Origin of the sequence: Desulfovibrio sp. 1188_IL3213 (assembly GCF_036763145.1) — a bacterium.
In the GTDB taxonomy this organism is placed as follows: Bacteria; Desulfobacterota; Desulfovibrionia; order Desulfovibrionales; family Desulfovibrionaceae; genus Desulfovibrio.
The window spans coordinates 1-26,250 of sequence record NZ_JBAIYR010000011.1 but is presented as its reverse complement, the minus strand read 5'-3'; the positions used below and the strand labels follow the sequence as shown (position 1 = coordinate 26,250).

Below are 26,250 nucleotides of genomic sequence, written 5' to 3'. Positions count from 1 at the left end.
TGCCGCCAACAGACTATATAAAAGAAATGGCTCCCTTTGTGGTTCCCCGCCAGGTAAAGCTGCGTGAAGATAAGTCTGTTGCGGTGCAGGTAGTCCTCGGAAAGGACGGCAGCCTGTTCCTGGGCCGTATCCTGCCCTGCACATGCTTTTGCGACGGTGTTTTCTCCGTTTTCAGCACGCGCGGCTTCGTGAGCGGTTTCGCGCGCCTGGTCAGAGTCTGACGTGCCGGCAAGCGCCGGGGAAGGAGTGTGCGGCATGCGCGAGGGGCCCGCTTTTGTGTCACAGGCGCCGCACTGGCGGCATGCGCCGTAGCGGCAGTCTGCGGTAATTTTTTCCTGTACGGCACGCTGCCACTCGCGCAGCAGAAATTCATCAGAAATACCGGCCTCAAGGTGATCCCAGGGCATGGGACTGCCCGGCACACGCTCGCCGATGCATTCGGCAGCGTTCAGGCCGCATTCTTCCAAGGCTTCAAGCCAGGGGGCCAGATCGAAACATTCCATCCAGCTCGTGAAGATGGAGCCTTTGCGGTAGGCCTTTTCCACCACATCGGCCATGCGGCGGTCCGCACGGGAAAGGATGCCTTCAAGGTGGCTCATGGCAGGTTCATGCCAGCGCAGCTTGAGGAATTTTTGGCCTTTGAACTGCTGCCGTACCAGATGCACACGCCGCTGGATTTCCTCCTGACTTATCTGGGGAACCCATTGAAAGGGCGTGAAGGGCTTGGGCACGAAAGGCGAAAGAGCGGCCGTGACCTGAAGGCGCGGGCCGCCGCGCCCGGCGGCATCGCGTACTTTGAGGCAGGTTTCGGTGATGGCGGAAAGGTCAGCATCGGTTTCCGTGGGCAGGCCGATCATAAAGTAGAGCTTTACCTGTCGCCAGCCGTGCTCAAGCAGCTTCTGGGCGTGGAGCAGCAGTTCTTCTTCGGTAATGCCCTTGTTGATGACATCGCGCAGGCGCTGGCTGCCTGCCTCCGGGGCGAGGGTGCAGCCGGTGCGGCGCAGGTCGGCCATGCGTTCAATAATTTCGTCGTCAATGGAACCCACGCGCAACGATGGCAGGGAAAGGCCGATCTGTTCACGGGCGCAGCGGTCAAGCACACCGAAACACAGTGTCTTGAGCGCGGAAAAATCGCCGGTGCTCAGCGAGAGAAAGGAGATTTCGTCAAAGCCCGTTTCACTCAGGCATTGGTCCAGCAGGCTCTGGATGGTTTCAAGCGAGCGCTCCCGAACGGGACGGTAAACCATGCCCGCATGGCAGAAACGGCACCCCCGGGTACACCCGCGCGCAATTTCCAGCGACAGCCTGTTGTGTACGGCCCCTACGGGAACCACCTGCCTGGTAGGATAGGGCGTATTGTTGATGTCCGCCACAATGCGGCGCACCGGGCGGGTATAGTCCGCAATCAGGGGAACGGGAGGCGCGGAAGGGGCTTCCGGGCGGGCGGCGAACAGCGATGGCACATAGATGCCTGGTATATGACGCGACTCCAGAAGCAGCCGGTCACGGGACCAGCCCTCGTCCAGAGCCTTTTCCAGCAGCTGAAGCACGTCGGGCAGGCTTTCTTCGCCATCGCCAAGAACCATGATGTCTATGAAGGGCGTCAAAGGTTCGGCGCTGAGCAAGGCTCCGCCCCCGGCAATAATCAGGGGGCAGGCTGCAAGGTCCTGCGGGCGGTCGGCGGTGCGCAGGGGAATGCCCGCCAGATCAAGCATGTAGAGCACGTTTGTATAGCAGAGCTCATGCGTTATGGAAAAACTCAGGCAGTGGGTCTGCGCCAGCGGGGTGTCCGATTCCAGCGTTGCCAGAGGCGTGTTGTGGGCGCGCAAGATTTCCGCGGCTTCACGTTCGGGCGCCATGACCCTTTCAGCCCACCATCGGGGGTGGCTGTTGACGATATTGTACAGAATTTTTTGCCCCAGATAGGACATGCCGACATCATAGGTGTCGGGAAAGGCCAGTGCCACACGCAGGCGCATCTTGTCGGGATCCTTGCGGCAGGCATTGTCTTCAATGCCCGCATAGCGGCTGGGTTTCGGCAAAAGGGGCAAAAGGGAACGCATAGACTTCCTCGAAAGTTTTGCAACAGACCTGTGTCTGCACGGGTTTGCTGAAGGCTCGGCGGCTTTTGATACACGCCGCAACAAAACGGCGGCATTGCCTTTTTGTCAGCCTTGCCGTCCGGGGCTTCGGGGTTTTCCCGTCAGCGGGCTGCCGCGCTTTTCAGGGCAAGGCCGCTTTGACGCTGCGCTGACGGCTGTGCGGGCGGGGCATCCGCCATGAAGGCGCAGGTGCTGCGTAATTTACCAGGCCAAACGCTGACGCAGACGTGTTGGCGACGTGAGAATGTCTGTTCTCAGCATGCCGTGCCATAATGACGGGCCGCTAGAGCAGTTTCACTTTGAAATTGCTCTGGCGACTGCGCGAGCAGGCGCCCGCCGCGAAGGCGTAAGCGCAATTTATTTGCGCGGTTAAACGCCGAAGCGAGCGTGTTTTAAACTTTGAAAATGTACATTTTCAAAGTTAATCTGCTCTAGGCAACGAAAGTAAAAGCAGGGTATGAAAAGGGCGGCACATGGGCCGCCCTTGAAAAAAGCCTTAACAGGAAAGCCGGACTTATTTTATAAGCCCGCTGCCGGAGCCGCTGAACGGCTCGGAGCTGAACTGCATTCTGCCAAGCCCGCCGGCTACGGTCAGGTTGGTGCAGGCTTCGATGTACTTGTCCTGAAGTTCCTTGGGGGTGTTGGCGTAGCGATAGAGGAAATTTTTTCCTTCCAGGCTGCCTTCAAATTCTGGCTCAAAGGGATAGCCGTAGGGCAGCATCATCATCTGCACGCCCTGCTGGGTGGGTATGCTCTGGATGGCGGCCACGTCATTAAGGCAGTCTTTTTCGGCATCATACTTGCCAATGACCAGCTCACCCGTTACCAGCTTCATCAAACGAATATCGTAAGCCATGCTTTGCTCCTGAATGTTAATGGCTTGTAGGTAGGCACTGAAGCAGCGCATGTCAAGGCATTTTCTGTTGCCTTGGCTGTCGAAAAGAATAAAATACCGCCATGCAAGATTTTGACGCTTCATCAGAATACACATTGTCCAAGGCGCTTGAGCTTGTGAAAAAGCAGCTCGGGCATGGTTTTATTCGTAAGGACCTGCTGGAACTGGCCCTCACTCACAGTTCGTGGGCCAATGAGTGCGGGCCGGGGCAGGAGCACAACGAGCGGCAGGAATTTCTTGGAGACGCTGTTCTGGAACTGTGCGTCTCGTGGGAGCTTTACCGGCGTTTTCCTTCAGCTCGCGAAGGCGAACTGACCAAGATGCGCTCCGGCCTTGTCAGCGCCGTAAGCCTTGCGGAACGGGCTCGGAGTATGGGCCTCGACAGGCTTTTGAAATTGGGAAGGGGCGAGGAAAGTCAGGGAGGAAGAAAGCGCGATGCGGTTTTGAGCGATGCGCTTGAGGCCGTATTGGCGGCCATTTATGAAGACGGCGGCTTTGCCGCTGCGCAGGAAGCCGTAGCCCGCATCTTCGCCGGGCAATGGCCCAGCAGGGCCGGTGACGGCAAGGCTTCCAAGGATTATAAGACCCGGCTTCAGGAAGCCTCGCAACAGCGTTACGGGCAGGCGCCCCTGTATACGCGCGTGGGCAGCCATGGCCCGGAGCACTCCAAGGTTTTTGAAGTCGCTTTGCGACTGCCTGACGGCACCGAGTTTTCGGCCAGCGGCAGCAGTTGTAAAAAAGCCGAACAGCAGGCCGCGTGTATGGCGCTTGAAGCCCTCGGAGAAACGGAACAATAACCCGCAAGAGCCTGCCGAACAACGAAAAATCATTGCGGCCCAGAGCTGCGGGACATCTGTGTTTATGTGAACCGGCTGCCTGGCGCAAAGATGACGCAATTTTGACTGGTCCGGGGGCACGGCCCCCGGACCTCCCATCTTTGGTCTGCCACAGCCTATTATTGAGATGACCTAGCCGCCAATGAGCTGCATAGCCATCTGGGGCAGCGAGTTGGCCTGCGAGAGCATGGCTACCGCAGACTGGCTCAGAATCTGGTTGCGCACGAACTGCGTCATTTCCGTGGCTACGTCCACGTCTGAAATGCGCGATTCGGCCGCCTGCAGGTTTTCCGCCTGAATATTCAGGTTGGTAATGGTGTTTTCCAGGCGGTTTTGCATGGCGCCCAGGTGAGCGCGAATTTTGTCCTTGGAAACAATGGCGTTGGTGATGGCCTCCAGGGCGCGCTGCGCGGCCTGCTGGGTCGAAACTGTTCCGCCGTCACGCAATTCGCCCGTGGCACCGTCAATGGCCTGGTTGCCTACGCCCAGGGCAGAGGCGGTGCTGTTGCCGATCTTGATGTAGTAATAGTCTTCGGCAGAGTCGTTGCCCGTGCCGAAGTGGACCTTGAGCTTGCCCGTGGAAGTCAGGCCGCTGCCGTCGTGCGTGTCGCTGGACAGCGCGCCGTTGAGCAGATGAATGCCGTTAAAGTCCGTGGCATTGGCGATACGGGTAATTTCCGAAGCCATGGCCTGATACTCGGACTCGATCATGAGGCGCTGTGTGGAGTCATACGTGCCGGTAGCGGCCTGTTCCGCCAGCTCTTTCATGCGGGTGAGTTTTTCGTCAATTACGCCCAGAGCGCCGTCAGCGGTCTGAATCATGGATATGGCGTCGTTGGCGTTGCGCGCGCCCTGCTGCAGGGTGGCGATGTCAGCCCTTTGCAGTTCGCGGATTGCCAGACCGGCGGCGTCGTCTGCCGCGCTGTTGACGCGCAAGCCTGTGGAAAGGCGCTGCACCGACTTGCTCAACTGGGAGTAGTGAGCATTCAAATTTCTGGCCGTGTTTGCGGCCATCAGGTTGTGGTTAATAACCAAAGACATGGGACACCTCCTGGTGGTTACTAAGCTGTATCCCCGGCTTTGCAATCCATGTGCCAAAAAAATATATTATTTAATTATAATGAGTTATAAAACAATTGTGGGCGTGGGAATTTTTTTCCTCCTTCTTGGTGCGAAAAATTTGACGCGCGGGGCAGTGTCTCCGGGCCGATAACGGAAAAATTTGCGGGCAATGCTACGTGCGGCTCAACACGGCGTAATAAAAACAGCTTCCGTAGGGAAGCTGGCAGGGCGCTTTTGTAAGATTGTTTCAAAGCAAGCGCCATCAAGCCCAGTGGTGGAGCCGCAAACGCAAGTTCTTTGCGCGAACAGGCAACGGAGCGGGCATGCTTTAATTTAAGGGGTTATAGTCTCAAGTTATCTGCTCCAGCCGGAATGGCTGGCCGGGACGGGCGGCAGCGCGTGCTGGGCCCATGTATGTGTGCAAGGGGGCGGGCGTGTGCAGGGAAAAGAAAACGACTGCCTGCTCCCAGGCAGCACGCGCAGGATTTCAGCCGGGGCCGAGGTCCCGGCCTGCTCTTTCTGGTCAACTCGCCGGATGCCGCCCGTCAGCCAGTTCCGCAGCGGCGCGCAACAGGTGCTCGAAGGATTCGTGCCTGTCCGCGTCCAGATGCTGATCAGGGCGGAACTCATCTACCAGGCAGCCTTCATTGAGAACGACCACCCGGTCGCAGAGGCGGAAAGCAGAAGCCATGTCGTGTGACACGTAAAGCAGTGACAGTCCCAGGCTGTTCTTCAGGCTTTCCAGCAGATCCTGCAGTTGCGCGCGCACCACGGCATCCAGGTCAGTGAGGGCTTCATCCAGAAGCAGGATGTCCGGCCTGGGAGCCAAAGCCCGCGCGATGCACACCCTTTGCAACTGCCCGCCGCTCAACTGCCCCGGATATCTGCCCGCGCAGGACTGGGGCAGTTCCACCAATGAAAGCAGCTCCGCCACACGTTTTCTGCGGTCCTCGGCTGACGCCGGCCCATGAGCCACCAGAGGTTCTTCAATGATGTCCCGGATTGCCATGCGCGGGTTCACCGCGCCGCGTGAATCCTGAAAGACCGTCTGCACATGTCTGCGCCAGCTTTTCTTGTGGGCCAGCGGCGAGGCGATATCATCACCCATAATCAGCACATGGCCGCTGTCAGGCTTTTCAAGTCCCAGCAGGAGGCGAAAAAGCGTGCTTTTGCCCGCGCCGTTACGGCCCATGATGGCAAGGCTTTCTCCACGGTGCAGACGCAGATTCACGTCACGCAATACTTCCTGGCCGGGCTGACGACGCCAGCGGCATGCGCCGTAACTTTTTTTCAGGTTGCGGCATTCCAGCAGCACAGGGCGGTGTGCCTTGGCGTTTTGTGTTGCGCTGGGCGCTGCTGCGGCTTGTTCGTCAGCAGGGGGGCGCACTCTGGATGCATGAAAGGCGCACAACAGTTCTTTGGTATGGTCATGTTCCGGATGGCGCAGCAGTTCGCGGGCCGGGCCCTGTTCCACAATGCGTCCGTGCCGCATGACGGCGATTCTGTCGGCCATGCAGGCGGCGGTAGTCAGATCGTGATCAATATAGAGCAGGGCAAAACTGTGGCGGGCCTGAAGGTTTTTCAGCAGGCGGAGGATGCGCGCCTTGCCTGGCAGGTCAAGGCTTGAAATGGGTTCGTCAGCGATGATCAGGGGGCTTTTGCGGGCCAGTGCCAGGGCGATCATAACGCGATGAAGCATGCCGCCGCTCAGCTCAAAGGGGTGGCGGGGCAGGATGGATTCGGGATTGGTAAAGCCCACTTCGCGCAAGCGCCGCCGCATGGCGGCTTCTTCACGCTTGCGCGGCACACAGCCGGTGTCGCGAAAGGTTTCGCGAAAGGTATGCCGTACCGTGAAAAGATGGTCAAAACAGTCGCCGGGATTTTGCATGATCAGGGCAGGAGCGCCGCCGACAATGCGAATATGGCCTTTTTCCTGACGCACTCCGGGCGGCAGCAGGCCCATGACGGCCATGGCGGTGAGAGATTTGCCCGACCCGCTGGATCCCATAAGGGCCAGGGTTTCACCGGCGTGTATGCTCAGGGAAACCTGGTCCACAAGCCGCGCATCTTCTGTGCCGGCGGCTTTCAGGCAGAGGCCGCGGATGTCAAGAATGGGGGCCGCCGGCTGGCCGGGAGTTTGTGTCATATGCTCCATGTCAGGCCCCCGCAGCGCGCAGGGCAGGGTCCAGACGGTCGCGCAGCGCATCGCCCATAAGGTTGCAGGCCGCAGTCGCCATAAAGATCATCAGGCCGGGATAGAACATGAGCATGGGTTGCGACCGTATGTAGTTGCGGGCTTCGGAAATCATGAGGCCCCACTCCGGTGTGGGGGGCTGTATGCCCAGTCCCAGAAAGGAAAGCCCGGCCACATGCAAAAGCATATGCCCCACATCCAGCGTAGCCAGCACCAGCACCTGCACGAGAATGGCGGGCAGAAAGTGGCGGACGACAATGCGTGTGCGGCTGAGGCCCATGGCCTGCGCTGCCAGGATGTGTCCCCTGCTTTTCAGGCTCAGCACATGGCTGCGGACAAGCCGTGTGTACCATGCCACATGGGTAATGGCGATGGCGATGACAAGGTTTGTCAGCCCTGTTCCGAGAATGCCGATAAGAAAAAGCGCCAGGACTATGGTCGGAAAGGTCATCATGGCGTCGCAGACGCGCATGACGGCGGAATCGACCCTGCCGCCGAGGTATCCGGCCATGGAACCCAGGGCCAGGCTTGCCGCCATGATGCAGCCGATAATGTACAGCACTGTGGACAGGGAGTAGCGCGCGCCCGCCATAAGGCGGGAAAGAACATCCCGGCCCAGGTGGTCTGTACCCAGCAGATGGCTGGCGTCGGGAGGCAAAAACTTTTTGGCAAGATCCACGGCCTCGGGATCGTGAGGAACCAGCCAGGGGCTTAACAGGGCGCAGGCCATGAGGGGCAGCAGGATGAGAAGGGCCACGAGCATTTTTTTGTTCATCGTCCTTCTCCAAGGCGGATACGCGGGTCTATCCGCGCGTAGAGCACGTCTGTAAGCAGATTGACAAGGACAAAAATGAGCGTGGTTGCCAGCGTGAACGTCTGGATAACAGGGTAATCATGATTGTATATGGCAGAAACCACATAGCGGCCAACTCCGGGCCAGTTGAAGATGTTTTCAACAATCACCGCCCCGCCGAGCAGTTCGCCGAAATGCATGCTCATGGATGTCAGGACGGGAATAAGGGCATTGCGCAGCACGTGCTGACCAATGATGCGCCATGTTTTGAGCCCTCTTGAGCGGGCGTACGTGACGCTGCGGCTGTGCATGTGTTCCAGCATGCTCGCCCGCACCAGGCGTATGTTGATCCCCATGGACATGAAGGAAAGCGTGAACACGGGCAGGATCAGAAATTCCGGGCCACCCCGGCCCATGGCGGGCAGAATGTCCAGATGGCGCGAAAAAAGAAGCACCAGCAGAAAGCCCAGCCAGAATGACGGCATGGATACGGCGCTGAATGCAAAAATACGGGTGAGGTGATCCGGCCAGCGGTCTTTGTACAGGGCGGCCGCGATGCCCAGCGGAATGCTGATGACAATGGTGGCGGCCATGGCCCACATGGTCAGTTCGATGGTGGCGGGCAGGTAGTACAGAATCTCGTTGAGGGCCGGGTTGCCTGTCACATAGGACAGACCCAGATCGCCCTGAAGGGCCGAAGCCAGCCAGTCCAGATACTGCTTCCAGAGGGGCTGGTTCAGGCCCAGGCTTTCGCGGGTGGTTGCCAGCAGGTTTTCCGTGGGCGGCAGGCCGGATAGGCGCAGATATGCCATTGCCGGATCTGTTTTGCCGTGGCGCAGCACGGCAAAAACAAAAACAGAAATTCCCAGCAGCAGAGGGAAGAGAATAAGAAGACGGCGGCACAAAAAGCGTATCATGAACGGGTCCACGTTAAAGTTGCAGGCATGGCGAGCGGCGCGGGCGTACCGCCATGCCGCACTTTGCCCATGCCGTGACGCGCGGGGAGTGTCACGGCATGGGCAACAAAAATACGGGCAGCCAGGGGAGATGGCCCTGCTCGTATTCACCTGGAGCACAGTATTTTCTAGAAGGCATATTCAAAGTGTTGCGCACCCTTTACGGGGCATTGCTGCGCAGATGCATGGCATCGCTGTCCTCAGCCCAGGATTTTGGGCAACGGCGCAAGCTGGCGTACGCCTTGATGGCGGGCATCTGCCTGTGCCGCTGCCAGAACAGTTTCGGGTTGAAATTGTCTGCTAGGGCCGCGAAACCCGCGCCAAAGGCAGTTCATACGAAACGGGACTGAATGTGAATTCCTTGATATTCTTCTTTTTAAACAGGGCCTTGTCAATGGTGCGGCTTACAGGAACGTAAACGGCCTCGTCATGCAGCATGGTCAGAATGCTGGTGAACAGGCTCTGAAGCTCCTTGGCATCCGTAGTGGCAAGAGCTTTTGTGATGGCCGCGTCCAGTTCCTTTTTCTGCGGCAGCCCGCGTTGGGCCTGGTAGTCCGCATGTCCCGCCACACGCATGGCCGCAACATACGAGAACGGATCGTAAGGTGCGCCATTGGATTCACAGAATATCATGTTGAATGTGCCGTCGGTTTGCGATGCGCCGAACGCATTGGGCTCTTCACCCATCAGTCTAACATCCACGCCTATGCGGGCAAGGTCGCTCTGCACCACCTCGGCAATGGAGCGCATGATACTTTCATTGGCAATAAACTTAAGCTCAAGGCTGAGGGTTTTGCCGTCTTTTGTGCGGAATTTTTCGCCGGGCCGGAGCTTCCAGCCAGCCTTGTCCAGAATGGCTGCGGCCTCTTCAGCCGAGTGGGGATAGGGTTTCAGAGCGATGTCACAAAAGGGAATGTCTTTTGCCAGCAACTCTTCGGCCGGAGCTTCCTGGCCGAGCAACACACCCTTTATTATAGATGGGCGGTCAATAGCGCGTACAATGGCCTGACGCACGGCAAGCTCGCTGGTGGGAAACAGGGCCGTGTTCATGGCGAGCAGGCGGGTGTTGCGCGGCGAGGACTCGCGGGTGGCGTAGGCCGGATCTTTTTCCAGGGCGGCGTAGGCATCAGGGTTTACCCCGGCCGAGCCGTGATCGGCAATGGCGGTGGCTATAAGGTCCACCTCACCGCTTTCAAGAGCAATGGCGCGGGTTTCCGCATCAGGGATCACCTTGACCACAAGCTGGCGCATCTGCGGCTTTTCGCCCCAGTAACTATCATTACGCACAAAACGGTCAAATTCGCCCTTGCGGCTTTCTGCAAGAACCCAGGGACCGGTTCCCACAGGGGACTTTATGCCCTGGGCGGTGTTGCCATTTTCAGGCATGGCGGAGGGCGAGAGAAAGCGCAGGGGGCGCACCAGGCTCAGTTCCTGAAGAGCCGCGGCATAGGGCTGCTTGAGCCTCAGCTCAAAGGTGTAGGGGCCGACGGCCTTGTAGGAATCCATAAGGTCAGCCGTTGCCAGCCAGTCATGGCGCGTGATGTTCATGCGGACGGCATCGAAATTTTTTACCACGGCATCGGCCGTGAAGGGGGTGCCGTCTGAAAATTTTACATCCTTGCGCAGATTGAACGTATAGATCTTGCCGTCAGGCGAAACTGTCCAGCTTTCAGCCAGCCAGGGGATGATTTTTCCGTCCTCGGCATATTGCACCAGCGGCTCGTAAACGAGGGCCTGGGCGAACATCTTGTTTGCGCCGTAAGCGTGAGGATTGAGCGGCCCCACGTTGCTGCTCCAGGCGTAAACCAGCGTGTCCTTGTCCCAACCATTGGCCGCACAGGCCGGGGAGAGTGAAAGCAGAAGGAAAAACAGGGCCAGAAAGCCGCCACAGACATGGCGAAGCGATAGAGAAAATGCCTTGAAAATTCTGTTCATCTTCTTGTCCTGTATGGGATTGTAGGATTTTACAGATGGTATAGGCATGTTATTTTTGTGTCAACTTTTAAAAAAACGTAACACAGATTGAAGTCTGACCGTGCGTTTGGATGGCACAAAAGCGGGCAGGAACGGGATGAAAAACCGACTGGTAACAAGGCAAATGGGTTGCGCCTGCCCCTGTGCTGCGGAGGCCGTTCACGCAGCCTCCAGAGCGGCTTCAAAGTTAAAATGCTCCAGGCATGGGCATGTTTAAAGGGATGTATAGCGTCGCGGTATGTATGCGCCTGTTGGTGTTATAAAGCACAAGGCTGTGCGCCCTGTTGGCGGAAAAAACGATTTTTCGGCCAACGCTGCCGCTTTTTTGGCTTTTTCAGGCCATGAATTCATTTTACAGTTTTTATTTTGGTGATTATTTTTTGATGTCTGTGGACTGTTATATTGGAATATATTAAGTAAAATTTACGCATAATAACACTATAAAAATGTTTTTTTGTCTTTTTCTTATAAATACTGTGTTGGATATATTGTAAATACTTTCTAAATATCCATGTTTTTTTCTTTACAACATGGAAAAAATACTCCCTGAAGCTCCAAAATCAGAGATGATTTGCAGATTGTTAAACTTTGAACTAATGCTTGACAATCTAGCCCAGAAAGGTATCTTCCCAGACGGTGCTGCTGCTTTTACGTAGGACGGCACCATTTTGGCGTGGTTTCCCCAGCCGGACACTGCGGCAAATTTTGTTTTTTGGCGCGCTATGTGCTCATTTGTACAAGGCCGCCAAGGGGCAAGAGGTGTCGGCGGGGAGGTGTGTTCGTGATTACTTGCATTATTCGCATGGAGGACTATGGGTATGGCATCACCAAAGGCAGCATTTAACGAAGACAAAGTTGCCCTGCTTATCGGCTGCCTTGTCTTCGTTTTAGCGCTCGGCAAAATGGTCGGCCTGGACATGATGGGCTGGGTCGTGCGCGTTGGCATGTGGGTCGACAACCCGCTTACCGCCTGGAAGGCCGCAACCTGGAAGTGGCTGCCCGGCTGGGGTTCGCTGCTCATGAGCTACGCGATTATTACCACCTTGCTGGCGATAGGCATCAAGCTTATCAAGGGCAATGTGGCGAGCTTCGTTCGTGGCTTTACCATCATCTTCTTCATGGCTATCGCCTGCTACACGGCCGGGGCCAACGCCTACATCGCGGCCAACCCCACGCAGCTCGCCAAGCAGGGCATTCCGTGGGCGCTGGGCCTCAGCACTGAAGCCGGCCTTATCGTGGCTCTGGTTGTCGGTATTCTTGTGGGCAACATTACCCCCAAGTTTGCCGAAAGCCTGCGCGAAGCCTGCCGGCCCGAGCTTTTTGTTAAAATCGCCATTGTTATCATGGGCGCCGAACTCGGCGTGAAAGCCGCTGATGCGGCCGGTTTTGCCGGTCACATCATTTTCCGCGGTCTTTGCGCCATTGTTGAAGCGTACCTGCTTTACTGGTGCGTTGTTTACTACGTTGCCCGTAAACACTTCAAGTTCAACAAAGAATGGGCTGCTCCTCTTGCTTCCGGCATTTCCATTTGCGGCGTCTCGGCGGCCATTGCCACCGGCGGCGCCATCCGCGCCCGGCCTGTGGTGCCGATCATGGTGTCCTCGCTGGTCGTGGTGTTCACCTGCATCGAAATGCTGATCCTGCCCTTCGTGGCGCAGCAGTTCCTTTCCACCGAGCCCCTGGTGGCCGGCGCCTGGATGGGCCTCGCCGTGAAGTCTGACGGCGGCGCCATCGCCAGCGGTGCCATCACCGAATCCCTCATTCTGGCAAAGATGGCCGGTCAGGGCATCAACTGGGAACCGGGCTGGGTCGTGATGGTTACCACTACCGTCAAGATCTTCATTGACGTGTTCATCGGCGTGTGGGCCCTGGTGCTTGCTTACGTCTGGACCGCCAAGTTCGACAAGACCCGTGGCGAACGCACCATGACCTGGGGCGACGTTATGGATCGTTTCCCCCGCTTTGTGCTTGGCTACATCGGCACCTTCCTGATCCTGCTGTTCATGTGCCTGTCCTCGCCCGAACTGCACAAGCTCGGCAAGAGCCTGTCCGGCACCATCAACGGCTTCCGTGTGCTGTTCTTCCTCATGACCTTCTTCACCATCGGTGTGGTGTCCAACTTCCGCAAACTGCGTGAAGAAGGCATCGGTCGTCTGGCCGTTGTGTACGTGGTGTGCCTGTTTGGCTTCATCATCTGGGTGGGCCTGTTCATTTCCTACGCCTTCTTCCACGGCATGACCCCGCCTGTTATCGGCGGCTAGCATATACGGAGTGAGATATGGAAAAGACTAATGAAGTAAAACTCCATGAAGAAATTGAGAAGATGGAGTATGAACCCCTGGATCCCGTTGAGATGAAACTCATCAAAGGCGGCGTGGGGCTTGGCATCTTTTTGCTGATCGTGCTCTTCCTCGTCAGCAAGTTTGTGATGACCACACACTAGGCACTGCCATTGTGTAAATGATTAAACACACCGGGAAGGGGATTCTCCTTCCCGGTGTTCGCGTTGAAAGGATTTGCCATGCCGCGCTATCATCTGCGCTTTATGAAAGGGCCAAACTACACGCTTAATCTTGAATATGAAGCTGTGGTTGAAGCCGCCTCTTTTGAAGAAGCCCTGGCTCCGCATACTGACTGGCCTATTACCGAAAGTTATGACCACGCCACGGCTACCGCCTGGAATCCCGGCACCTGCGTTTATTATCAGGAAATGTGGGAAGCCGCGCTTTTGCCTGAAGAAAAGTGAACACCATGCGGCCACGCTACATCGTCAGCGCCTGTCTGGCAGGCATTGCCTGCCGCTACGACGGGCGCGCCACGCCCTGTCCCGCAGTCATGCGCCTGATGGAAGAGGGCCGGGCTGTGGCAGCCTGCCCGGAGTGTCTGGGAGGCCTGCCTACGCCGAGGCCTTGCTGCGAACTTGTGGGTGATCGGGTGATCAACAAAAATGGCGAGGACGTGACCGCTGCTTTTCTGCAGGGTGTGCGTGCGGCAACGGCCCTGGCCCGGGAAAGCGGCTGTACTGCCGCAATTCTTAAAAGTCGGTCGCCTTCGTGTGGCTGCGGTCAGGTATATGACGGCACGTTTACCGGTGTTTTGCGCGAGGGTGACGGGCTGTGGGCCGCTGATCTGAGGCAGGTCCAGATGGCGCTGTTCACCGAAGAATGCCTGCCCGGAAATGAATGACGCCGAGCCATTCCGTTTTTGAACGGGGCGAGAGATATGCTGATGTAAAAATCCCGTAACAGCGTGTGGCTGTTACGGGATTTTTGCACGGAATTTTTATATTGACCGGACAGGAGTCAGATTTTTTCGGCGCGGATGCCGTGGTGGACAAGTTCTGCCACCACTTTTGAGCAAAATTCCGGCAGTTTGGCTTCTGCCTCGGGTGTCAGCCCGACCTGCATGGTTTTGTAGTCGAATGGCTGCATGCCGAAAACAAGCGCCCGCGGGCGATGCCCGGCCAGTTCGCAGGTTACGAGAGTGTCCACAAGGTCGGTCTGGTGCATCGAGTCTCTGAAGCTCAGGCTCTGCCGCAGTTTTTCGCCTTCCAGCAAGTATATGGAACCCGGCGCTTCGCGCCCCAGCACCACATCCAGAACCACCAGAAAATCGCAATCCATCAGTGTGCTCATGAGCATCAGCCCCTGAGTGCCGCCATCCATAAGAGTCACATTTTCAGGCCAGCGGTATTGCGACTCAAGGTGTTCCACTGCCCGTACCCCAAAGCCTTCATCGGTCAGCAGAATATTGCCCACACCCAGGATAAGCACCTTTTCTTTGCTCATGTGCCTGCTCGCTTTCTTGAAGAGTGAAAAAAAGGGCGGGGGCAAATCCCCCGCCCTCATGCATCCGGCTATGACAGGCTACAGTACCTTGTAGTCATGCACTTCGTTGCTTTCACCGTCAATGACGTGCACAGAACAGGCGATGCAGGGGTCAAAGGAGTGAATGGTGCGCAGGATTTCCACCGGGCGCTTGGGATCGGCCACCGGCGTGCCGACCAGAGCGGCTTCGGCGGCGCTGGGTATGCCCTTCTCGTCCCTGGGTCCCAGGTTCCAGGTGGTGGGAACCACAAGCTGGAAGTTGTCGATCTTGCCGTTTTCAATGGTCATCCAGTGCGAGAGGCCGCCACGCGACACGTCGGCAAAGCCGACACCGCGCGCGGAGGTCGGCACGGCGTAGTCTTCGACGATCTGCTTGTCCTTGATGATGTTGTTCTCGTATTCGTTGATCCAGTTTTCAAGCTGCTGGGCAATGACCAGCGTCTGGATGCCGCGGGCGGCGGTACGGCCCAGGGTGGAGAACAGGGCTTCGGGGCCAAGATTCAGCTTGGCGAGCACAGCGTCAATGGTGGGCTTGATGGTCTTGTGGTTATGCCCGTAGGCCACCAGCATCTGCGCAAGGGGGCCGGTTTCCACGGCGTGGCCGTCGTAACGCGGGGCCTTGTTCCACGAATACTTGTCCGTGTCGCCCATGAAGGTGAAGTGCGGATTGGTTTCGCCTTCATAGGGTGCGCGGGCCTTGCCCTCGTACCAGCTATGGCGCACATGCTCTTCAATCTTGCTCGGATCGAAGGGCTGTACGGAACCCACCTTGCGGTCATAAATAACGCCGGGCTTGTACCAGCGGCTGTTGAGGTCGCGTTCGCCGCCGGGCGCGGGAAATTCGCCAAAAGCCATGAAGTTGTTGGTTCCGCCGATTTTGCCCCAGTCCTTGTAGTAACTGGCGACCAGCAGAAGGTCGGGGATATAGACTTCTTCAATAAAGGCGCGGGCCTTGACGTAAAGATCGCGGAACTGCTTGATGCGTTCGGGCGTCAGTGCTTCGTAGCAGGTCACGCCACCGGCAACGGTAAACTGGGTGTGCGGGTTTTTGGCGCCGAAAACGGCCATGCCCTTGGCAACTTCCACCTGGGCGCGCAGGGCCTGCAGATAGTGGGCGGTGCACACGAGGTTGGCTTCGGGGTCCATGTAGTACCCTTCATGTCCGCCCAGGAAGTAGGCGTTGGTGAAGGGGCCGAGCTGCCCGCTTGCCACAAAGGTCTTCAGTTTGGACTGCACGGCGGCGAATTCTTCAGTGGTCGCCTTGCGGGGCGAAATGGAGTTCGCCAGCTTGGCGGCCTTGGCCGGATCGGCCTGAAGGGCGCTGGTCACGTCTACAAAGTCCAGGGCGTGGAGATGGTAGAAGTGCACCAGATGGTCGTGCATGAACTGGTTGGCCAGCACCATGTTGCGTATATAGGTCGCGTTGGCCGGAATGGGCTTGTTGATGGCGTCTTCAAGGCAGCGTGTGGAGGCGAGGGCGTGGGTATAGGTGCAGACGCCGCAGGTACGCTGGGTAAAATGCTGGGCATCGCGCGGGTCGCGGCCTTTAAGGATGGTTTCAATGCCGCGGAAGAGGGTGGCGCAGCTGCGGGCCTCTTTGATCACGCCGCCTTCGACTTCCACTTCAATACGCAGATGGCCTTCGATGCGGGTCAGCGGATCCACCACAATGGGACCGGTGTAATTGCTCTGGGGCGTTTTAGTGACTTGGCTCATTTTTTATCCCCCTAGTTCTGGTAGAACGGCGTCATATCGTCCCAGAAATTGGGCTCACTGCAACCAATGCAGGGATGCCCGGCAGCTACCGGCCAGTTGGTCTCGTTGAAAAGAACCTTGGGACAGTTGTTGTAGGTCTCGGGTCCTTTACAGCCGACATCGTAGAGGCACCAGCCCTTGCGCGCTTCTTCGGAGTTGAAGGAGGGCGCAAATTCGCCGGCGTCGAAATGCTTGCGACGCTCACAGAGGTCATGCACGCTCTGTCCAAAGAACATGACAGGGCGGCCCACTTCGTCCAGTTCGATTTTCTGGCCCTTGAGGAAGGCCACAAGAGTGCCGACCATGTTCAGGGGGTTGGGCGGGCAGCCAGGCACGTTGATGGCCTTGACGCCAAGGTCCGCATAGCAGTCATTGATGCCCTTGGCGGCGGTGGGATTGGGTTTGGCAGCCTGAATGCCGCCGTAGCAGGCACAGGTGCCGATGCTGACCACAGCCTTGGCCTTGGGCAGGATGTTTTTGCAGATGTCGTACATGGTGTGTCCGGCTATATAGCCGTACTTGTTGTCCATGCCCGTGGGGATCGCGCCTTCGACAAGGCAGATGAAACCGTCAGGCCCGTTGACTGCGGCCTGAAGCGCCTCTTCGGCGGCTTCGCCGGCGGCGGCCATGATGGTTTCATGATAGTCAAGAGAAATGGTGTCGAGAATAAGAGTGTCGATAAAGGGCTGGTAGGTGCGCAGCAGCGCTTCGGAACAGCCCGTGCATTCGGCGGCGTGCAGATACACTACCGAAGGGCGACGCCCGGTGAGGGCGGCAGCCACATCGGAAGCAAAAGCCGGACCCATGCCCATAGCCACGGCCACCGCCGTACAAAATTTCATGAAATCGCGGCGGCTGATGCCCTGGCGCTCCAAACGCTCTTCTCCGCCTTCTTTGCCCAGACCCACGGCAATACGCATAATAGCCTCCTGGCAAGAGTGAATGAACATCTGCGGCGCAGTCCCCCTGCCACTGGGGCCTGCTGTGCGGCGCGAAAAAGTCACGCCGTCCGTGTCGAAGACAACGGCATAGCGACGTCCGGCTTAACGGCCGTGCGCCCTGTGGCGCTGTCTGTGCATAATTCAGGAACTGATATGATGCGAAAAGGCTGCTGGCTTGGCGTGTGCGACAATCATGCCCCTCATGTTTTAGCACGTCCAGCTGGCCGTCATTTGCGAAAAATTATATACAGTAAGCGACAAACGGTCAATAGGTTCGTGATTTTTTGCTGGCGTTTACGGAGCTGTTCTGCCCCTGTGTGCGGCGGGTTTACAAGGTTTGCAAAAAACTTGCATGACCGCCGTCAGGCGACCGACTGGTTCATGCCGTGTGCGGCGTCACCTGAATCCGGATCACCCGCGTCAGGTTGCCACCCGGATGCGCTTGCTGTATTTTCGTGCGGCGCGGCACGAATGTACGGCCGTGATGATCTTTAAATTCCACCGCATTGAGGATGGCATGAAAACGGAATCTCTTTGTCTGCACGCCGGTTACGAGCCCAAAAACGGTGAACCGCGTGTTGTGCCCATCGCCCAGAGCACCACGTTCAGGTATGAGTCCACCGCAGCCGTGGCGCGGCTGTTTGACCTCGAGGATGCGGGATTTTTTTATACCCGCCTCGGCAATCCCACTGTGGATGCGGTGGAGCGCAAGATCGCGGCCCTTGAAGGCGGTGTGGGCGCTCTTTGCACGTCCTCCGGTCAGGCGGCCAATCTGCTTGCCCTGCTCAATGTGGCCCGCAGCGGCGACCATGTCGTCAGCGCTTCCAGCATTTATGGGGGAACATTCAACCTTTTTGCCGTTACCCTCAAAAAGCTCGGCATTGAAGTGACGTTTGTGGATCAGACCGCGCCGGATGAAGAGCTTGAAAAAGCCTTCAGACCCAATACCAAGGCGGTATTCGGAGAAATTTTGACCAATCCGTCCATGGATGTGCTGGATATCGAGCGTTTTGCCGGTCTGGCGCACAGGCATGGCCTGCCCCTTGTTGTGGACAGCACCTTTGCCACGCCCGTGCTGTGCCGCCCCTTTGAATATGGGGCGGATGTGGTTGTGCACTCCACCACCAAGTATATGGACGGTCATGCCCTGCAGATGGGCGGCGTTATTGTGGACAGCGGAAATTTTGACTGGACTGGCGGAAAGTTTCCCGAATTCACCGAGCCTGATCCCTCCTATCACGGGCTGGTTTATACCGAAGCCTTTGGCCGGGCGGCCTTTATCGTCAAGGCCCGTGTGCAGCTCATGCGGGATATGGGCTGCTGCCAAAGCCCCCAGGGAGCCTTTTATATCAACCAGGGGCTTGAAACCCTGCCCTTGCGCATGGAGCGCCACTGCCGCAATGCCGAAAAGGTGGCCGCCTATCTTGCCGGGCATCCCAAGGTCGAATCCGTCAGTTATCCCCGTTTGCCGGGCAATCCCAACAAGGCGCTGGCCGACAGGTACCTGCCCGACGGGTGCAGCGGCGTGATCGCCTTTTCTCTCCGCGACGGGCGTGATGCCGGAGCGCGTTTTATCGACAGCCTTACGATGATTTCCCTTGAGGTGCATGTGGCTGACATCCGCACCTGCGTGCTGCATCCTGCAAGCTCCACCCACCGGCAACTGACAGACGAGCAGTTGCGCGAAGCGGGAATACATCCCGGTACGGTGCGCCTGTCCGTTGGGCTTGAGCATGTGGATGACATTATCGCGGATCTGGAGCAGGCATTGAAGCAGGCGTAGCCGCTGTTGCCACAGATCCTGTGATTCATAAATAAAGACGGCGGAAATTTCCGCCGTCTTTATTTATGGTCTTCCGCCCATTTTTAATGTTTTTTGTGCAAGCGCCGGGCAACGGTGCTCTTTGCGCCAGCCGTACCCAGCAAGCATGCTTCTCATCAGCGCGGTTGTTTGAAGTTCCCTCGCAGTATTCGCCGGTCACTACAACTAGAGCATTTAACACTTGAAATGCTTGCTTACGGCAGGCAAAAGCCTGCCTGCTCGCATTTCGTGGCAAGGATTTTCCTGAAAATCCTTGCAGAGCAGTTAACTCATTTCATTCGTTAACTGCTCTAGAGCAATTTCACTTTGAACTTGTTCTGGCGGCTGCGTGAGCAGTGGCCCGCCGCAAAGATGCAAGCGCAGCTTCAGCCGTTACGACAAAGGAAGTTACGGATGCTTCAGGAGTTGTAACGCGGGAAACTACGCTTGCAGACACCATGTATAACGAGCGGTTTGTTGCTACACAACCACTGTCGCCATTCGTAAGGCTCGCAGGCTCGCCAACGACTACCGAGAAGACAGCAGAGCTATTTATTTGCGCGGTTAAGCATCGAAGCGAGCGTGTCTTAAACTTTGAGAATGTACATTCTCAAAGTTAATCTGCTCTAGGCAGTGTCGCCACGAGATGAATTTCCTTGGTATATCAAGGAGAACGAGCCTTTTATGCAGGGAGTGTACTCTTATGGTACTCGACCGGAATAAAAGGCGAAGTTCGACACAGAGATACCGGGAAAGGCGCTCGTGACGACACTGTCTAGGAGGGCGGACAGCAAAAAGACCTGTCAGTCAGATCGTTCGTAACCGTTGCGCGCAGGACAAGGGCAATCGCACAAGCCGCTCTGTGACTGGCCTCAACGCTTTTTCCTGCCCGCAAATATCTGCTGCACTTTTTTGGGGGATGCAGGATGGCGAAATCCGGCCTCGATGAGCCTGCGGGCGGCATTATCGCGCCCGACTCTGCTGGCGCCGCCCATAACCACTGCCAGCATGCGGGTTTTACCCCGTTGGGCCGTCACAATAAGGTTGTAGCCCGAGGCTACGGTCCAGCCCGTTTTCAATCCGTTGACCCCTGCTACCGTACCCAGCAATCCGTTGGTATTGCGTGTTTTCCTATCTCGGTAGGTGAGCAGCTGCACGTTGTGATAACGCAGGGCGGACGGGTGGGAACGCAGGTAGGCCCTTGTCATTCGGGCCATGTCTCGTGCGGTGGTTTTTTGTCCGGCTGCAGGCAGTCCGGTGGGATTTTTGAATGTGGTGCGGCTCATGCCCAGGGCCTTGGCTTTCTGATTCATGGCGCGCACAAACTGACGGTCGTTGCCGCCAGCCCGGCGGGCCACAGCAGTGGCCGCATCGTTGCCCGAAACCACAGCCATGCCCGTGAGCAACTGTGAAAGCGCAACCCGATCGCCTGCCCGCAAATGCATGGACGACCCGCCCACGGCAGCCACTTGCGGCGTGATTCTTATTTTTTCGCCGAGCTTGATTTTTCCCGCGCGAATCTGGTCCATAGCCAGATACATGGTCATGACCTTGGTGAGTGAAGCCGGGGGGATGGCCATGTCAGGATTCTTGGCATAAAGAACTTTGCCGGTATCCATATTGATAAGAATGGCGGAACGCACGGGCATGGCCGCCAGGGCATGCCCGGGTGCGACACATGCCACAAGCAGGCAGAGCCATAAAAAACATGCTGCCAGCCGTGCAGGCGACAAGGGCATCTTTTCGTGGCGGGAGCATGTGTGGCATGGCCTTGCAGGGGCGCTGCCGTTTCCCGTACTGTTTGGTACGCAGTAGTCCCTGGGGCGGCAAGGCTCTTCCTCTACCGTAAGCGTAGCGTGAGAATCTATTTTAACCATTATACTTTGCTAAGCATTATACTTGTAGATACGGTTGGCTTCCTCCACTGCCTGCATGGCAAAGGCCAGCAGCACGGGGCCTGCAATAAGCCCCACGGGGCCAAAGCTGGAAAGTCCGCAGAGGATGGCGATAATCAGCACAAAAAAAGGCGCCTTGATGCCCTGTCGCAGGAAAAGGGGCCGCAGCACGTTGTCCACTCCCGCCACGGCCAGCATTCCCCACAGCCCCAGCCCGATGGCGGCCATGCCTTTGCCCGTAAACCAGAGCGAAATGCACAGGGGAAGCCACACAAGGGCAGTACCTACCATAGGGATGGGAGCCACCAGGGTAGCCAGCAAGCCCCAGAAGGCAGGCTGGTTGACGCCCGCCACCGCAAAGGCGATGCCGCACAGAAAGCCCTGGGCCAGCGCCACCAGAACGATGCCCAGCATGATGCCGCGCAATGCCCGCTGTATGGCTGTGATGAATCGCCGCAGCATGGGTTGGGAAATATGGAATATCCTGCCCGTAATCTTGCGTACCCGGCGGGAATAGATGGTAAATATCACTGTAAGGCTTATAAAGAGAAATCCGGTCCAGAGCACCGTCATGGTGCCGCCGAGAAAATCCACCCCGCGCGACAGCAGCAGGCCCATGGCGCTGTCGAAAAGGTTGTCCAGCCGTGTGAGCAGATCGTTAAAGGCGCGCTCAAGGCGCGGGTGCTCTGTAAGGCTCTGCCGCCACTGCTGGATATAGTTGACCCATTCAGCGGGCAACTGAAAATTGTTGGCCTGGAGTTCGCGCAGCCGTGTAAAACCGGCCGCTGCCTGCGGTGATACCAGAAGGACCAGCACCGAAATAGGCACGATGATGGCTGCCATCAGCATGGCGATGTACCCGTAAAGGGGCGAAGAATTGACAAGGGAAACAAGAAAGCGGCGCTTGCGTGAATCCGGCCGGCTGCGTTCAATGCGGATTCGCCAGGCCCGGGCTTTTTGTCTCAGTTTGCGGTATTGCGGCAGGGTAAGGCAAGACAGGCAGGCCGCCATGAAAATTGTGACGGGGTTGGGCAGCAGAAGCAGATACCAGGCCAGTACGGCCAGCAGGTAGAGTAAGCGGGGCATTGTTTGTGTCATGCAGTAGGCCTTGGGTTGCGTGCCCCATAATTCTGGATGCGGTTGATGTGATTAAATGCGGCCCGCGGCACGGGCTTGGCGCATGTGATGCCCCGTGAGTGCCAAAAGGCCGGGCGCAGCCAGCCTAGCAAATATATGCTTGGTCTGCCAAGCCTTCCGGGCCTGTGTGGAAAAAAGAAGAATTGGAATGATAAACTTCTTTTTTACTAGCGTGTTATATGTATACACTCAAAGATTGAGGCTTTGCGGATCAAAATTTTTGTAAAAAGTGCGTTCCATTACCTGCAGGGGAACTGCTGTTTGAGCAAGGGCCGCGCGCCACGCGGCATGTATGGATGCGCCCTCTGAAAAGTTTTGTATTTCCGGGCATATTCGTCGGCCCAACGCGCGTATTCCGGCTGTCAGATCCTGGGCTTCCGCAGGCAGGGCGCAAGCAAGGGCGCAGGCTTGCAAGGCGTGGCTCCGCTCTGCGAGTCCGGGTGGCGCGGCGTTTTTTTCGGCCCGCAGGGCGTGGAGCAGGCTTTGCTTCGCTTGCCGTAATAATGTGGGAATATTGTTTGCACTGTAATGGCGCTGTTCTGTGGTGCAGGCCAAGACTCCGGCCAGATGGGCAAGGGCGGCGGCAAAGAGACCCTCTTCAGGCAGGTTTGCATTGTTATTAAGATTTTCTCCTATAGTCTTGAGAACATGCATTCGTATGTGCTGGCCGTCCACTGTGCGGGAAAGACTTTGGGGGCGGTGTACATAAACTGCCATGCCATCGGTATTGGAGACAAAACGCAGACCCGCGTGCGCGCACTGACACCAGAACAGCCAGTCTTCACATGCGGGCAGGGGGGAGAAGCGTCGTTCGCCCACGGAACTGCGCCTGAGCATAAAGGTATGCACCGGTGAGATGTTGGAATGCCACAGGTGCAGCGGATACTGCCCCCGGCGCAGGGGCCAGAAGTGTCCGCCGGACGCGCCCTCCACATGGTTCAGGCAGAGGCATACGCTGATGTCTGCGCTGTGGCGGCGTAAGCTTTCCACCCCGGAATGCAGGCAGCCACGGCAAAGTATGTCGTCGGCATCCAGAAAAACGAGGTAGTCGCCCGTGGCGGCATCCATGCCCCTGTTGCGCGCCCGGGAAGCGCCCGCATTGGCCTGACGCAGGCACTGCACCTGTGGAAAGCTTTTTTTCAGATAGTCCTGTGTGCCGTCATCAGACCCGTCGTCCACCACAATGATTTCCAGATCCAGTTCCTTGCAGCGCTGCGCCTCAAGGCTTGTCAGGGCGCGCTTCAGGTAGGTGCGGCTATTATACGAAGGAATGACCACAGAAACTACGGGCGGCATGAAGACTCCTGCATACGAGCGTTGGGCGGCCGAGGGGGCAGGGCGTGTGTGGAAACGTCCTGCGGGCAGAGTACCGCTTTTTCTCTCAAGCCGCAAAACAGGGATGCTGAGAGCGCTCCAGCGGGGTGGCGCGCAAGATTCCCAAGGGCGCAAGCCGGTTCGCCTGAAAATGCCGGATCGCGCCCTCAGGGAAGCAGCAACAGCAGCAAACCATACGGCCCGCGTGGTCCGTGACATCGGAGTAAGGCCGTCGCGTTGCGCCGCCTTCTGCCCTGTGCTAGCCTGCCGCCATGACAAACGGAGCACATGACAGACCCTGGCTGACTGTTTTACTTCGCATTTTGCCGGAGTTCTCCCCCCAGGACTGTTGCGCCGCCCTTGAATCCGCCGGGGCAGCGGGGCAGGTGCTCATGGCGGCATGCCATGAAGCGATGCGCCCGCAGATTATGCCCCTGGGGCAGGATATGGTGCGGCGCGGAGCCATGCATGCGTTTCGCTGTTACAGCCCGTCCGCAGGGCAGCCTTGCCTGGAGGCGCTCAATCTGGCCGCCGGCCAGGCGCACACCCCCTATCTCTTGCTTCTTTCCTCGGCGGTGCGTCTTTTGCCCGGCAGTCTGCCGGCAATGCGTCACAGGCTTGAAAGTTCAGACCGGCTTGCCGGGGTCAATCCCCTCTTCCTTTACCGCCAGGAAGCATTTGGCCCTCCTGCTTCACTGGCGGATAATGTCGCTCCTTTCCAGGCCCGCATAGCCCACATGGGCAGCGTGGGAGATTGCCTCGGGCAACTGCGGTATCTTTATGAAGGTCTGCCCCTGGAGCATGATCTGGCCCGAAAGCGGAGATTTTTTCAGCTTGCCCATATGGGAGCGCTTTTGCTGCGGCGTGAGGATTTTCTGGCTGTGGGCGGTTTTGCGGCGGCTTTGGACGAACTTGCGCCGCAGGATTTTTGCCTGCGCCTGGCTGCCCAGCAACCCACTGATCCGGGGCATGATCATCGGCGTTTTTTCAGCAGTGAGCCGGATGCGCTGGCAGTTCTGGCTGACGACATTGACAGCTGGAAGACCTGCGGATTGTGGAACAGCCTGCTGTTACGCGGCAGGCTGCATCCCGGCCTGCTGCACCCGGATCAGCCGGAGCATGCGCGGCAAGACGGGCTGGACTATGCGTGTACTGGCTGGCTGCATCCGGGACCATCCCTGGCTTCCGGCCTGGAGCGGGAGGCGGCCGGTATGTGCGCCACTCCCGCCACTCCCGGCATGTCAGCATGGCTGCGTTGGCGACATGATCCCGGGCCGCAAAGCCTGCTTGATATGATCGGGCTTCTGCCTCACGCGCAGCAATGCGCATCTCTGACCCTTTGCCGTGACCTGCCCGACAGCCTGCCCCGTGCTTTGTCCTGGTATGTTAAGGCCGCCCGCAGGTTGCGCGACTACGGCCATGCGGAGGGATATTCCGTTTTGGCGGCACAGGCCGGGGAATGGTTGCAGCGGGCGAAAGACTTCAGGCGCGAATCTTTACGTCCCGGCATGCGCGCCCTGCAAGAGGAGGGGCTGTATACCTGCGGCCTGGACAATTGTCCTGCGGTTTACGACGCCTGGCTGGAGCTTGCGGAACAGGAAAGCTCCATTGCAGGAGCCGCTCCGAAAGAATGTGCGGCACAGGAAAAACGGTACAGTGAGCTGATGGTTGGTCACCAATGGCCCAAGATTGCCGTTGTAATGCCTGTGTACAGCCCGCAGCCGGAACATTTGCGTGCGGCACTGGATTCTGTTCTGGGTCAGACATACCCCCACTGGCAGCTTTGCATTGCTGATGACGCTTCCACAGACCCGTATACACCTGAAATTTTGAGTGCTTATGCCGCACAAGACGTGCGGTTGCGATACGTGCGGCGCGAAAGCAACGGGCATATTTCTCTGGCAAGCAACAGTGCGCTGGAAATGGTCGACGCGCCCTGGACAGGTTTTTTTGACCACGATGACCTGCTGGCCCCGACCGCTCTTGAGCAGATGGCTGAAGTGGCCGCGTCCGTGCCTCGTCTGGGGCTGGCCTTCAGTGACGAAGACAAGGTTGATTCCCGTGGTGTCCGGCGTACGCCCATTTTCAAGGCGGATTTCGACCCCTGGACCCAGTATGTCTGGCATTTTTCTGTCTATTCCACAGAATTGCTGCGCCGCCTTGGCGGCTTGCGGCCTGGGTTGGAAGGATCGCAGGATTATGATCTCAGTTTGCGCGCCACGGAATGCCTCGGCCCGGAGCAGATTGTTCACGTGCCGCACGTGCTCTACCACTGGCGCATTCACGAGGGCAGTTCAAGCGGAGCGGTGGGGGCCAAACCCTATGTGCTTGAGGCAACGCGCCGCGCATTGAACGAAAGTGCTGCCCGCCAGGGGCTTTCAGCTGTGGCCGCGCCTGCGGGGCGCAATAATTTTTACACCCTGCAATTTGCCGCGCCGACCCGCAGGTGCAGCGTTGCTTTGCTGGCCCGCCACGAAAGGGCGGTGCAGGCCGGACTGTGGCAGGCACTGACGCGGCTTGCCGCGCTTCTGCCTTTGGAAGTGCTTTGTCAGCCTTTGACGCCTGACGGCGGGGCAGCCTTTGCTGCCGTTCCTTCATCGCTGGCTGCCCGTCTTTTGCCCCCGCCGCAAGGCAGGGAGGATTCCAGAGCCTTGGGCTCCATGCCCGGCGTGAAATAACCCACAGGGTTGCCTTCGCGCTGGAAGTCGTGGTGGTAGCGTGCCATCCAGCGGCCTTCAGTGCCGGGATCCTCAATAAACTCGTTACGG

The 26,250-nt window shown here is 57.8% G+C and carries 20 protein-coding genes; 7 read left to right on the top strand and 13 right to left on the bottom strand.

Features of this window, described 5'->3' with window-relative positions:
- Both V6C16_RS01660 and V6C16_RS01655 read right to left on the bottom strand, forming a co-directional pair.
- Positions 1-2,063: TIGR03960 family B12-binding radical SAM protein (locus tag V6C16_RS01660; protein ID WP_333542736.1), on the bottom strand; the 2,063-nt coding region annotated here is incomplete at its 3' end.
- A gap of 553 nt (positions 2,064-2,616) precedes the next feature.
- The gene (locus tag V6C16_RS01655; RefSeq protein WP_333535446.1) at positions 2,617-2,958 is read right to left on the bottom strand and encodes a hypothetical protein; all 342 of its coding nucleotides are present in this window, start codon (positions 2,956-2,958) and stop codon (positions 2,617-2,619) included.
- A 101-nt stretch (positions 2,959-3,059) separates the two neighbouring features.
- Here V6C16_RS01655 and rnc point away from each other — a divergent pair, with 101 nt between their 5' ends.
- On the top strand, positions 3,060-3,794 hold the full coding sequence (gene rnc / locus V6C16_RS01650) for a ribonuclease III (RefSeq protein WP_333535447.1): 735 nt from the start codon (positions 3,060-3,062) through the stop codon (positions 3,792-3,794).
- 171 nt (positions 3,795-3,965) lie between these two features.
- On the opposite strand, the gene V6C16_RS01645 is transcribed toward rnc, so the two are convergent.
- The 5 genes from V6C16_RS01645 to nikA form a co-directional block, all read right to left on the bottom strand.
- Positions 3,966-4,874 carry a flagellin gene (locus V6C16_RS01645; RefSeq protein WP_333535448.1) on the bottom strand — a complete coding sequence of 303 codons (909 nt, stop codon included), beginning with the start codon at positions 4,872-4,874 and terminating at the stop codon, positions 3,966-3,968.
- A 544-nt stretch (positions 4,875-5,418) separates the two neighbouring features.
- Positions 5,419-7,041, bottom strand: a complete 1,623-nt coding sequence (locus tag V6C16_RS01640; RefSeq protein ID WP_333534777.1) for an ABC transporter ATP-binding protein — start codon at positions 7,039-7,041, stop codon at positions 5,419-5,421.
- 10 nt (positions 7,042-7,051) lie between these two features.
- Entirely contained in the window at positions 7,052-7,864 is an 813-nt protein-coding gene (gene nikC / locus V6C16_RS01635; protein ID WP_333534776.1) for a nickel ABC transporter permease subunit NikC, read from the bottom strand.
- Positions 7,861-8,799, bottom strand: coding sequence for a nickel ABC transporter permease subunit NikB (gene nikB, locus V6C16_RS01630; protein WP_333534775.1), 939 nt, complete (start codon positions 8,797-8,799; stop codon positions 7,861-7,863). The genes nikC and nikB overlap by 4 nt, the downstream gene beginning before the upstream one ends.
- Positions 8,800-9,138: 339 nt before the next feature.
- Entirely contained in the window at positions 9,139-10,821 is a 1,683-nt protein-coding gene (nikA, locus tag V6C16_RS01625; RefSeq protein ID WP_333534774.1) for a nickel ABC transporter substrate-binding protein, read from the bottom strand.
- Between the two features lie 809 nt (positions 10,822-11,630).
- Here nikA and V6C16_RS01620 point away from each other — a divergent pair.
- The 4 genes from V6C16_RS01620 (at position 11,631) to V6C16_RS01605 (ending at position 13,998) form a co-directional block, all read left to right on the top strand.
- Positions 11,631-13,073: a putative sulfate exporter family transporter gene (locus tag V6C16_RS01620; RefSeq protein ID WP_333534773.1), complete on the top strand. Its 1,443-nt coding sequence runs from the start codon at positions 11,631-11,633 to the stop codon at positions 13,071-13,073.
- A 17-nt stretch (positions 13,074-13,090) separates the two neighbouring features.
- Positions 13,091-13,255, top strand: a complete 165-nt coding sequence (locus tag V6C16_RS01615) for a bacteriocin-type signal sequence (RefSeq protein ID WP_333534772.1) — start codon at positions 13,091-13,093, stop codon at positions 13,253-13,255.
- Between the two features lie 78 nt (positions 13,256-13,333).
- Positions 13,334-13,558 carry a hypothetical protein gene (locus tag V6C16_RS01610; protein ID WP_012624667.1) on the top strand — a complete coding sequence of 75 codons (225 nt, stop codon included), beginning with the start codon at positions 13,334-13,336 and terminating at the stop codon, positions 13,556-13,558.
- A 5-nt stretch (positions 13,559-13,563) separates the two neighbouring features.
- Entirely contained in the window at positions 13,564-13,998 is a 435-nt protein-coding gene (locus tag V6C16_RS01605; protein ID WP_333534771.1) for a DUF523 domain-containing protein, read from the top strand.
- 116 nt (positions 13,999-14,114) lie between these two features.
- On the opposite strand, the gene V6C16_RS01600 is transcribed toward V6C16_RS01605, so the two are convergent.
- From V6C16_RS01600 to V6C16_RS01590, 3 genes are all read right to left on the bottom strand, one after another.
- Positions 14,115-14,600 carry a HyaD/HybD family hydrogenase maturation endopeptidase gene (locus V6C16_RS01600; protein WP_333534770.1) on the bottom strand — a complete coding sequence of 162 codons (486 nt, stop codon included), beginning with the start codon at positions 14,598-14,600 and terminating at the stop codon, positions 14,115-14,117.
- A gap of 78 nt (positions 14,601-14,678) precedes the next feature.
- The gene (locus tag V6C16_RS01595; RefSeq protein ID WP_333534769.1) at positions 14,679-16,355 is read right to left on the bottom strand and encodes a nickel-dependent hydrogenase large subunit; all 1,677 of its coding nucleotides are present in this window, start codon (positions 16,353-16,355) and stop codon (positions 14,679-14,681) included.
- Between the two features lie 11 nt (positions 16,356-16,366).
- On the bottom strand, positions 16,367-17,314 hold the full coding sequence (locus tag V6C16_RS01590) for a hydrogenase small subunit (RefSeq protein WP_333534768.1): 948 nt from the start codon (positions 17,312-17,314) through the stop codon (positions 16,367-16,369).
- A 538-nt stretch (positions 17,315-17,852) separates the two neighbouring features.
- Here V6C16_RS01590 and V6C16_RS01585 point away from each other — a divergent pair.
- Complete coding sequence (locus V6C16_RS01585) at positions 17,853-19,118, top strand: O-acetylhomoserine aminocarboxypropyltransferase/cysteine synthase family protein (RefSeq protein ID WP_333534767.1); 1,266 nt, start codon at positions 17,853-17,855, stop codon at positions 19,116-19,118.
- Between the two features lie 890 nt (positions 19,119-20,008).
- On the opposite strand, the gene V6C16_RS01580 is transcribed toward V6C16_RS01585, so the two are convergent.
- From V6C16_RS01580 to V6C16_RS01570, 3 genes are all read right to left on the bottom strand, one after another.
- Positions 20,009-20,785: a D-alanyl-D-alanine carboxypeptidase family protein gene (locus V6C16_RS01580; RefSeq protein ID WP_333534766.1), complete on the bottom strand. Its 777-nt coding sequence runs from the start codon at positions 20,783-20,785 to the stop codon at positions 20,009-20,011.
- Between the two features lie 237 nt (positions 20,786-21,022).
- Positions 21,023-22,117 carry an AI-2E family transporter gene (locus tag V6C16_RS01575; RefSeq protein WP_333534765.1) on the bottom strand — a complete coding sequence of 365 codons (1,095 nt, stop codon included), beginning with the start codon at positions 22,115-22,117 and terminating at the stop codon, positions 21,023-21,025.
- 240 nt (positions 22,118-22,357) lie between these two features.
- Complete coding sequence (locus tag V6C16_RS01570; protein WP_333534764.1) at positions 22,358-23,464, bottom strand: glycosyltransferase family 2 protein; 1,107 nt, start codon at positions 23,462-23,464, stop codon at positions 22,358-22,360.
- A gap of 290 nt (positions 23,465-23,754) precedes the next feature.
- Here V6C16_RS01570 and V6C16_RS01565 point away from each other — a divergent pair, with 290 nt between their 5' ends.
- Complete coding sequence (locus V6C16_RS01565) at positions 23,755-26,160, top strand: glycosyltransferase family 2 protein (protein WP_333542735.1); 2,406 nt, start codon at positions 23,755-23,757, stop codon at positions 26,158-26,160.
- The last annotated feature ends 90 nt before the right edge of the window (positions 26,161-26,250 follow it).